Below are 8,545 nucleotides of genomic sequence, written 5' to 3'. Positions count from 1 at the left end.
GTGGTGGGCGGTGAGGAAGCGGGTGGCCCAGGCGCGGACCGCGTCGCCGGGGGCGCGACCGCGGGGGACGGCGCGCCGGGGGCGCGACCGCAGAGGATGCGGCGCGCCGGGGGCGCGGCCGCGGGGGACGGCGCGCCAGGGGTGCGACCGCGGAGGACGATGCTGATCGAGTGGACCTCTCAGAGGGCGTCTCGAGATCCACTCCCGACGGACCTCGCGCGTGATCGAGCGGTCCTCGGGTGCCTGGCGAGTCGGGCGATCGCGCCCGGACACGCTGATCGAGCAGCCCTCGGAGAGGGAGTATCGAGATCCACCCCGACCGATCTCACGGCTGATCGAGAAGCTCGCGGGCACACACCGAGTCGGGCGACCGCGCACAGACCTGCTGATCGGGCAGCCCTCGGAGAGGGTGTGTCGAGATTCTCCCGGCGAGCGGGTCGGGTACTCCGCGCCGCCCCCGCGTCGGGTCGGCGGCGGCGGGGAGCGGCAGCGGGCTACAGGGTGGGAGAGACGCCCACGAGGCGGCTGGAGAGGGTCCAGAGGTCGTGGGCGAGAGCGCGGTCGCGGGCCTGGGGGTTCAGGGAGCCGTGCGGCGTCAGCTGGTCGAAGTAGGTGCCGCTCGCGGCGCCGACATCGGGCTCGGAGGCGAGGGTGATCAGCGGCACCGCACCCGCCTCGGCGGAGATTCCGAAGGAGCCGACCGAGAGGCTCGTCATCAGCTTCATCATCGTGCTGTCGGCACCGAAGCTCGTCGAGACGACGCCCGGGTGGAACGAGTACGCGTCGACCGACGTCGTCAGCAGGCGCTCCGCCAGCTCGCGGATGAAGAGGATCGTCACCAGCTTCGACGTGCCGTACGCCCGCCAGCCGCCGAGCCACGGACCCCGGCGGTTGTCGAGGTCGTCGAGCCTCAGGCGACCGAAGCGGTTCGCGAGGCTCGCCGTGGAGACGACGCGGACGCCGGCCCGCTCCCTCGAGGTCTCGATCATCCGCGGGAGCAGGAGCCGCGTGAGCAGGAACGGCGCGAGGTGGTTGCTCTGGATCGTCCGCTCGTGGCCGTCGACCGTCTCGGCGCGGTGGGAGACGAGCCCGCCCGCGTTGTTCGCCAGCACGTCGATCCGCTCGTAGCGCTCGAGGAGGCCGTCGGCCAGGGCGCGGACGTCGTCGAGCCGGTCGAAGTCGGCCAGGAACGCGTCGCCTCCCACGTCGGCGGCGACCGCGCGGGTGCGCTCGGGGTTCCGCCCGACCACGGCCACGCGGGCACCGGCGGACGCCAGCGCTCCCGCCGCGACCCGGCCGATGCCGGAACTGGCTCCGGTGAGGACGACGACGCGCCCCGTCATGTCAGTGACCACGGAGATATCCGCCCTTCTCGAGACCGGCTTCGATCTCGAATCGATTGCGCAGCGGATCGCGACCCGCCACCGTGTACGCGAACGGGAACCACATCCCGTAGAGCCGCCACTGCTCCTTGTGCACGGCCTCGTGCTCGAGGACGCTGTCGGAGACGTTGGTGCCCGTGAGGTAGCTCGTGCCGACGCAGGACCCTCCGCGGCCGAACGCCCAGGAGGGCAGACCGGTGAAGACGACGAGGCCGTGGCTGCGCCGGATCGGGCCCGTGCTCCACAGCGCGCCCCAGGCGAGTCCGACCGCGCACGCGAAGAGGTAGCCCGGCCGGGTGATCGCCGGATCCAGGGCCACCGTCGCGACGGCTCGACGGAGCGCGCTCACGCGCTGTCGCGTCCGTAGGTCTCGAGCAGCCGCAGCCAGACCTCGCTGATCGTCGGATAGGAGGGGACCGCGTGCCAGAGGCGCGAGAGCGGCACCTCGCCGACGACGGCGATCGTCGCGGAGTGGATCAGCTCTCCGACCTCCTTGCCGACGAAGGTGACGCCGAGGACGACCTTCCGGTCCTCGTCCACGACCATCCTCGCGGTGCCCGTGTAGCCGTCGGCGGCGAGGGCGGCGCCGGCGACCGAGCCGATCTCGTAGTCGACGACGCGGGTTCGGTAGCCGGCCTTCTCGGCGGCCGCGGCGGTCAGGCCGACGGACGCGACCTCGGGGTCGGTGAAGACGACCTGCGGCACGGCCTCGTGGTCGGCGGTCGCGACGTGCGCTCCCCAGGGGGCGTCGTGGACCTCGGCACCGGTGGCGCGCGCGACGATCACGTCGCCGGCCGCACGGGCCTGGTACTTGCCCTGGTGCGTGAGCAGTGCGCGGTGGTTCACGTCGCCGACCCCGTAGAGCCACGGACGCCCGCCGCCGAGGGGAGCACCGTCGCCGCCCAGCACGAGCATCGTGTCGTCGACCGTCAGCGAGGAGCCGGGCTCGAGGCCCACCGTCTCGAGGCCGACGTCGCGGGTGTGCGGGGCGCGGCCGGTCGCGGCGAGCACCTGGTCGGCCTCGATGACGTCGCCGCCCTCGAGCGTCACCGCCACGGTGCCGTCGGACCGGCGCTCGACCGAGACGGGCGAGTCGCCGAGGCGCAGGTCGACGCCGAGCTCCTGGAGCGCCGAGCCGACGAGCTCGCCGGCGAAGGGCTCGAACGGCGCGAGGAGTCCGCTGCGGGCGACGAGCGTGACGGAGGAGCCCATGCCGGCGTAGGCGGTCGCCATCTCGGTCGCGACGACTCCGCCGCCGATGACGACGAGGCGCCGCGGCACCTCCTCGGCCGAGGTGGCCTCGCGGCTCGTCCAGGGGGATGCCGCGCGCAGGCCCGGGATGTCGGGGACGACGGCGGTGGTGCCGGTCGCGACGGCGACGGCGGAGCGGGCGCGGAGCACGCGCACCTCGCCGTCGGGTCCGGTCACGGTCACCTCGCGCTCGCCGCTCAGGCGGCCGTGCCCGCGGACGAGCTCGATGCCGGCGCCCTCGAGCCACTGCACCTGGCCGTGGTCGTCGAAGTGGCTGGTGAAGGAGTCGCGGCGGGCCAGGAGCGCGGGCACGTCGACTCCTCCGCTCACCGCCTGCGCCGCGCCGGGGAGATCACGGGCGGCGCGGAGCGCCATCGGCGGCCGCAGCAGCGCCTTCGAGGGCATGCACGCCCAGTAGGAGCACTCGCCCCCGACGAGCTCGCTCTCGACGACGGCCGCGGTGAGGCCGCCCTGGACCGCGCGGTCCGCGAGGTTCTCGCCCACCGGCCCTGCTCCGATGACGATGACGTCGAACTCGTCCGTCGTGCTGCTCATGCTGTCTCCCTGGGGTTCTCGGAGGCGTCGAGCCCCGTCGTCGGTGGGTGCCCGGCGCTCAATGCGCCGGCACGATCTCGGCCCGCCAGCCGTCGTAGCGGCCGCCGTGGCTCTCGACCGCCTCGATCACCTGGCGGAGGAACGCGGTGGTCGACTCCGCGTCGACCGCGGCGTGGTGGCTCGCGACGAGGACCTGCCTCAGCCTCAGCCGCGAGATCGCGATCTGGAAGCCGGAGGCCACGAGGACGCGCCCGGCGCGCCGTGCGGTGCTGCGGCGGGAGAAGACGGCGAAGTGGTCGACCTCGCGCAACTCCCACACCTGGTCGCCGTAGCGGAGCCGGATCTCGAGCTGCTGCGCGGCCCGCTCCTGCTGCGCCTCGAGGGAGGAGCCGCCGGGCGCCGTGACGGTGGTGCTCTCGTCGCTCATCGTCCGGTGAACTCCGCCGTCGTGCGCTGGAGGAAGGCCTCGGTGCCGATGCGCGCATCCTCGGACGCCGCGAGACGCGCGAGCGCCCCGGGGAGCGCGGCCGCGGCCTCGGCGTCGGACGCGGCGACCGCGAGCCGGGCACTGGCCAGGGCGGCCTGCACGGCGAGCGGCGCCTGCGCGGCGATCCGGGCGGCCAGAGCCCAGGCCGCCTCGGCGACCGCCCCGTCGGGGACGACCTGCTGCACGAGGCCGATGCGGTGGGCCTCCTCGGCGTCGAAGAGGTCGCCGGTGAGGATCCAGCGCATCGCGTCGCCCCAGCCGACGGCGCGGGGGAAGCGCAGCGTCGCTCCGCCGAAGGGCAGGATGCCGCGGGCGACCTCGATCTGGCCGAAGCGGGTGGACCGCTCGGCGAGGACGACATCGCTCGCGAGCGCGAGCTCGATGCCGAGCGTGAGGCAGGTGCCCTGGAGGCCGATGACCACCGGCTTGCTCACGGGGCGGGTGCGCAGGCCCCAGGGGTCGAGACCGCCCTCGGGCACGAAGTCGAGGCCGTCGGAGCCCAGGCGGGGCCCGATGTCGGCGAGGTCGAGCCCGGCCGTGAAGTGCCCGCCCTCGGCGAGGACGACGCCGGCGCGCAGCTCCGGGTCGCGGTCGAGCTCGCCGTACGCGGACGCCAGCTCCGCGAGCAGCCGAAGATCGGCGGCGTTGCGCTTCTCGGGCCGGTCCAGCACGATCGCGAGCACGGTCCCGCGCCGCTCGGTGCGCACGCGCGGTCTCTCGTCGCTCATCGTTCCTCCGCTCGGTCGCGTCCGACCATCTTGCCGGGTGCCGCCGACACGCGCTCGGGCTTGCGCGCCGATGGCAGGGCTCTCTCAGGCCCCGCGGGACAGAGCGCCGAGGAGGCGGAGGATCGTGGGCAGGTCGTCCTCGGCCGCCGTCGGCGACGACGGGGCGAACGAGGTGACGCCGGCGCCCGCGAGCGGGAAGCGGGACCGGAGGGCGTCGAGGCTCGCGACGAGGCGCGAGGCGGGCACGCCGAAGGGCACGGGGTCGAACAGCCCGGCGAGGTCGGCGGGGTCGAGCACGTCCAGGTCGAGGTGCACGTAGACGGAGGCGGCACCGGTCGCCTCGACCGCCGCGACGAGCGACTCCGGGTCGAGGGCGTCCGCGGTCAGCACCGCGGCCCCCCGCTCGACCAGCGGCTCGAGCTCGCCGTCGTCGGCGGAGCGGACACCGGCGAGGACGACGCGCTCGTCGGCCACCCGCTCCTCGGCGCCCGCGCTCAGGAGGCCGACGCCGCGGCCCAGCGCGGCCGAGAGGACCATGCCGCAGAAGGCGCCGCTGGGGGAGGACTCGGGAGTGTGCGCGTCCGGGTGGGCGTCGAGCCAGACCAGCGCGACCGGGCCCGGTGCCGAGCGGACGGCGTGCCCGATCGCCGCGAACTCGACGCCGCAGTCGCCGCCGATCGTGATCACGGGATCGGTCCGGCCCGAGAGGGCCTCGCGCACCCGCTCGGCGACGGTGGCGACCGAGGCGTAGCGGCGGATGCCGGTGTCCTGGGCGTCGCCCGCCTCGGCGGGGATGTCGAGGGTCGTGGTGGCGGAGGAGGGCAGATCGCCCCGGATCGCCTCGGCTCCGTCGACGAGGCGCATCGCGCGCGTCGACGCCGAGCCCTGCCACTGGGGGACGACGAGGAAGGAGGCCATGTCCCTCACTATGGCACGCGCGCCGCTGCCGGGTGCCTGCGTCCTCAGGCCGCGGGCAGGCCTCCGGGGACGGCCGCGGGGCGGAGCGACGGGGGCGCGCCGTCGAGGTCGACCAGGGCCTCGTCGAGTGCGGAGCGGGCGCGGTCGGCGGCGGCGCGGGCCTCGTCCAGAGCGCCGGCCGGATCGCCTGCCGCACGGCGCACCGCGGTGTCCAGCTGCCCGAGCGTCTCCTCCGCGAGGATCCGGGGTGCCGCGGTGATGCGCTCGCCGTGCACGGCGGCCAGGAGCAGCACCGACTCGGCACCGAGCCGGGCCGCGGTGCGCGCCGCCTCGAACAGGAGGAGCTGGCGCTCGGCCTGGGCTCGCGGCTCGCGGTACCCGGAGACGACGGCGTCCAGAGCGGAGTCGGCGTCGAGCAGCAGGACCAGCAGCGCGGCCGGATCGTGGCGGGCGCCGGCCGACCGGGCGTCGTCGGCGTCGAGGAGGAGCGACCGTGCCGCGGCGCACGCGACGGCCACGTCGGCGGCGGAGGCGAGCTGCGCCGAGGTGCGCAGGTCCGAGAGGGTGGCGGCCCGCTCCAGGTCGTCCCGCACGGAGCGCTCGACGCCGCTCAGCTGCACCTCGGCGCGGGTCACGAGCCCGACCAGCGAGTCGACCGCGTCGAGCAGGGCGTCGGGATCGGGGGAGCCGCCGGCGGCGACGTGCTCGACGGCCTCGCGCAGCGGTCGGACCCGGCGCTCGGGAGTGGTCCCGGCGAGGACGGAGACCTCGGAGCGCGCCTGCTGCACGCGCTCCGGGAGGGACGGGCTCGGCGAGGTCACTCCGTGATCGTACGGCCGGAGTGTGACACCGCGTGACACGGCGGTTCGACCGGCGGCGGCGGCGTGCCCAGGATGGAGTCATGACCCGCTCGCTCGCCATCGTCGAGGTCGCCCGCGTGCGACCGGGCCGCGAGGAGTACCACGCCTACGTGCAGATCCTGAACGGCCGCATCCTCGCCCTCGCGCACGAGCGCGGCTGGCGGGCGGAGCGCTTCGCCGCCGAGGAGCTGGGCACGGAGGAGCTGCTGGCGCGCACGGCGGGGGCGGATGCCCTCGTCCTCGCGGGCGGCGAGGACATCGCTCCCGAGCAGTACGGCGCCGACCGCGGCTACCCGGCCGAGGGTCCCCACGCGGAGCGCGCCGACGCCGCCCAGATCGCGCTGGTGCACCGGGCGCTGGCCCGCCGGACCCCGCTGCTGGGCATCTGCCGCGGCCTGCAGATCGTCAACGTCGCGCTCGGCGGCACGCTGGTGCAGGACCTGGGGCCGGAGGCGGAGCACGTCAACGCGGCGGCCCCTGCTCACCAGCGCATGCACCGGCACGAGGTCGGGCTCGCGGCGGGCTCCGTGCTCGGCGGACTCTTCGGATCCGAGGCGCTCGCGGTGCAGAGCGCGCACCACCAGGCGGTCGACCTGCTCGCTCCGGGGCTGCGGGTCGTCGCCCGGGCGGAGGACGGCGTGATCGAGGCCGTCGAGCACGTCGCGGCCCCCCTCGTGGGTGTGCAGTGGCATCCCGAGGACCCGGACGCTCCCGCCGGCCAGCTGGCGACGCTGCTCGACGGGCTGGCGCTCGCCGCCGCCCGCGGGGAGTTCGCGCTGCCCGTCGCCGCCTGAGCGGCCGGGGCTCCCCGCGGGCGACCGGGCTCAGCGGGCCAGTCGGGCCATCCACGCCTCGATGTCGTCGGCCGAGCGCGGGATGCCGGCCGAGAGGTTCTCGGCGCCGTCGGAGGTGACGAGCACGTCGTCCTCGATCCGGACGCCGATGCCGCGCAGCTCCTCCGGGACCGTGAGGTCGTCGGGCTGGAAGTAGAGGCCGGGCTCGATGGTGAAGACCATGCCCTCCTCGACCAGTCCGTCGAGGTACATCTCGCGCCGTGCGCGGGCGCAGTCGTGCACGTCGAGTCCGAGGTGGTGGCTGGTGCCGTGGACCATGTAGCGGCGGTGCTGCTGGTTGTCGGCCTCGAGCGCCTCTTCGGCGCTGACCGGCAGCAGGCCCCACTCGGCGGTGCGCCGTGCGATGACGGCCATCGCCGCGGCGTGAACCTCGCGGAAGCGTATGCCGGGGCGGACGATCGCGAACGCGGCGTCGGCCGCCTCCCGCACCGTCTCGTGCACCCGGCGCTGGGCGTCCGTGTAGCGGCCGTCCACCGGGAAGGTGCGGGTGATGTCGGCGGTGTAGTAGCTGTCCTGCTCGACGCCGGCGTCCAGCAGCACCAGCTGGCCGGGGCGCACCGGCCCGTCGTTGCGCGTCCAGTGCAGGATGCAGGCGTGGGGGCCCGCCGCGGCGATGGTGTCGTAGCCGACCGCGTTGCCGTCGGCGCGCGCGCGTCCGTTGAAGACGCCCTCGATCAGGCGCTCGCCCTTCTCGTGGGCGATGATGCGCGGCAGGTCGGAGAGGACGTCCTCGAAGCCGCGGCCCGTCGCGTCGACGGCGGCGCGCAGCTCGGCGATCTCGTAGGCGTCCTTGACCAGGCGGAGCTCGGCGATGTCGCGCTCGAGCGCCGCGTCGCGGTCCGCCCGCTCGTCGGCCTCGACCGCGTCGAGACGGCCGGTCACCGCCGGGTCGGCCTCGCGGAGCACGGCGAGGGGGACGCCGTCGTGCGCGTCGAGGACCGCGTCGAGCTCGGCGATCCCGCGGGTGGCGAGGCCGAGATCGCTCGCCACCTGCGCGAGCGACGGGCGCGGCCCGATCCAGAACTCGCCGATCTCGGGGTTGGCGTAGAACTCGTCGGAGTCGCGGCCCGCGCGCTCGCGGAAGTAGAGCGTCGCGCTGTGGCCGGACCCGGCGGGCTCGAGGACGAGGACCGCGCCGGGCTCGGAGTCGGAGCCCCAGCCGGTGAGCCAGGTGAAGGCCGAGTGCGCACGGAACGGGTAGTCGGTGTCGTTCGCGCGCTGCTTGAGGCGGCCCGCCGGGACGACGATGCGCACGCCGGTGTGCAGCGCGGAGAGGCGCTCGCGGCGGGAGGCGGCGAAGGACGCCTGCTCGCGCGGAGCAGGCAGCGGCTCCCCCCGCTCGGCCCAGCCGGACGCGATGAAGTCGCGGAAGCGGTCGGAGGCGGGGGTCGTCGAGCGGTTCGCGGTGGCGCGGGGGCGAGCGCACGCCGCTGCCCACCCGCATCCCCGCCTCCCGGTTCAAGGACATCGTCAGCACTCCGGACGAGGTCGCCGCGCAGCTGCGCCGGCC

General features: G+C 75.2%; 8 protein-coding genes and 1 pseudogene. 1 reads left to right on the top strand and 8 read right to left on the bottom strand.

The genetic code is table 11. The features are described 5' to 3' along the window. Positions 1-494 precede the first annotated feature (494 nt). The 7 genes from C5D04_RS17160 to C5D04_RS17130 all read right to left on the bottom strand — a co-directional run bounded on the left by C5D04_RS17160 (position 495) and on the right by C5D04_RS17130 (position 6,142). A complete protein-coding gene (locus C5D04_RS17160) occupies positions 495-1,355 on the bottom strand; it encodes an SDR family NAD(P)-dependent oxidoreductase (RefSeq protein WP_244230659.1) in 861 nt (286 codons plus the stop codon). Then, positions 1,345-1,731 (bottom strand): Fe-S oxidoreductase, encoded by a 387-nt coding sequence (locus C5D04_RS17155; protein WP_104227423.1) that lies wholly within the window; start codon positions 1,729-1,731, stop codon positions 1,345-1,347. The genes C5D04_RS17160 and C5D04_RS17155 overlap by 11 nt, the downstream gene beginning before the upstream one ends. Continuing rightward, positions 1,728-3,188, bottom strand: coding sequence for an NAD(P)/FAD-dependent oxidoreductase (locus C5D04_RS17150; RefSeq protein ID WP_104261726.1), 1,461 nt, complete (start codon positions 3,186-3,188; stop codon positions 1,728-1,730). The genes C5D04_RS17155 and C5D04_RS17150 overlap by 4 nt, the downstream gene beginning before the upstream one ends. Before the next feature lie 58 nt (positions 3,189-3,246). Next, complete coding sequence (locus C5D04_RS17145) at positions 3,247-3,615, bottom strand: ribonuclease E inhibitor RraB (protein WP_104256200.1); 369 nt, start codon at positions 3,613-3,615, stop codon at positions 3,247-3,249. Next, the gene (locus tag C5D04_RS17140; RefSeq protein ID WP_104326425.1) at positions 3,612-4,403 is read right to left on the bottom strand and encodes a crotonase/enoyl-CoA hydratase family protein; all 792 of its coding nucleotides are present in this window, start codon (positions 4,401-4,403) and stop codon (positions 3,612-3,614) included. The genes C5D04_RS17145 and C5D04_RS17140 overlap by 4 nt, the downstream gene beginning before the upstream one ends. An 84-nt stretch (positions 4,404-4,487) precedes the next feature. After that, a complete protein-coding gene (locus C5D04_RS17135) occupies positions 4,488-5,321 on the bottom strand; it encodes an arginase family protein (protein WP_104256198.1) in 834 nt (277 codons plus the stop codon). A gap of 44 nt (positions 5,322-5,365) precedes the next feature. After that, the gene (locus C5D04_RS17130) at positions 5,366-6,142 is read right to left on the bottom strand and encodes a hypothetical protein (protein WP_104225035.1); all 777 of its coding nucleotides are present in this window, start codon (positions 6,140-6,142) and stop codon (positions 5,366-5,368) included. 80 nt (positions 6,143-6,222) lie between these two features. On the opposite strand from C5D04_RS17130, the gene C5D04_RS17125 reads away from it, so the two are divergent. Then, complete coding sequence (locus C5D04_RS17125) at positions 6,223-6,975, top strand: gamma-glutamyl-gamma-aminobutyrate hydrolase family protein (protein WP_104248220.1); 753 nt, start codon at positions 6,223-6,225, stop codon at positions 6,973-6,975. A gap of 30 nt (positions 6,976-7,005) precedes the next feature. On the opposite strand, the pseudogene C5D04_RS17120 reads toward C5D04_RS17125, so the two are convergent. Continuing rightward, positions 7,006-8,451 (bottom strand): annotated as a pseudogene (locus C5D04_RS17120) (aminopeptidase P family protein); the annotation flags it as partial. Positions 8,452-8,545: the final 94 nt, after the last annotated feature.

The sequence above is a fragment of the Rathayibacter sp. AY1D2 genome, assembly GCF_002932695.1.
Taxonomy (GTDB): domain Bacteria; phylum Actinomycetota; class Actinomycetes; order Actinomycetales; family Microbacteriaceae; genus Rathayibacter.
The sequence above is the reverse complement of the archived record's forward strand: the minus strand, read 5'-3'. Positions and strand labels throughout refer to the sequence as shown.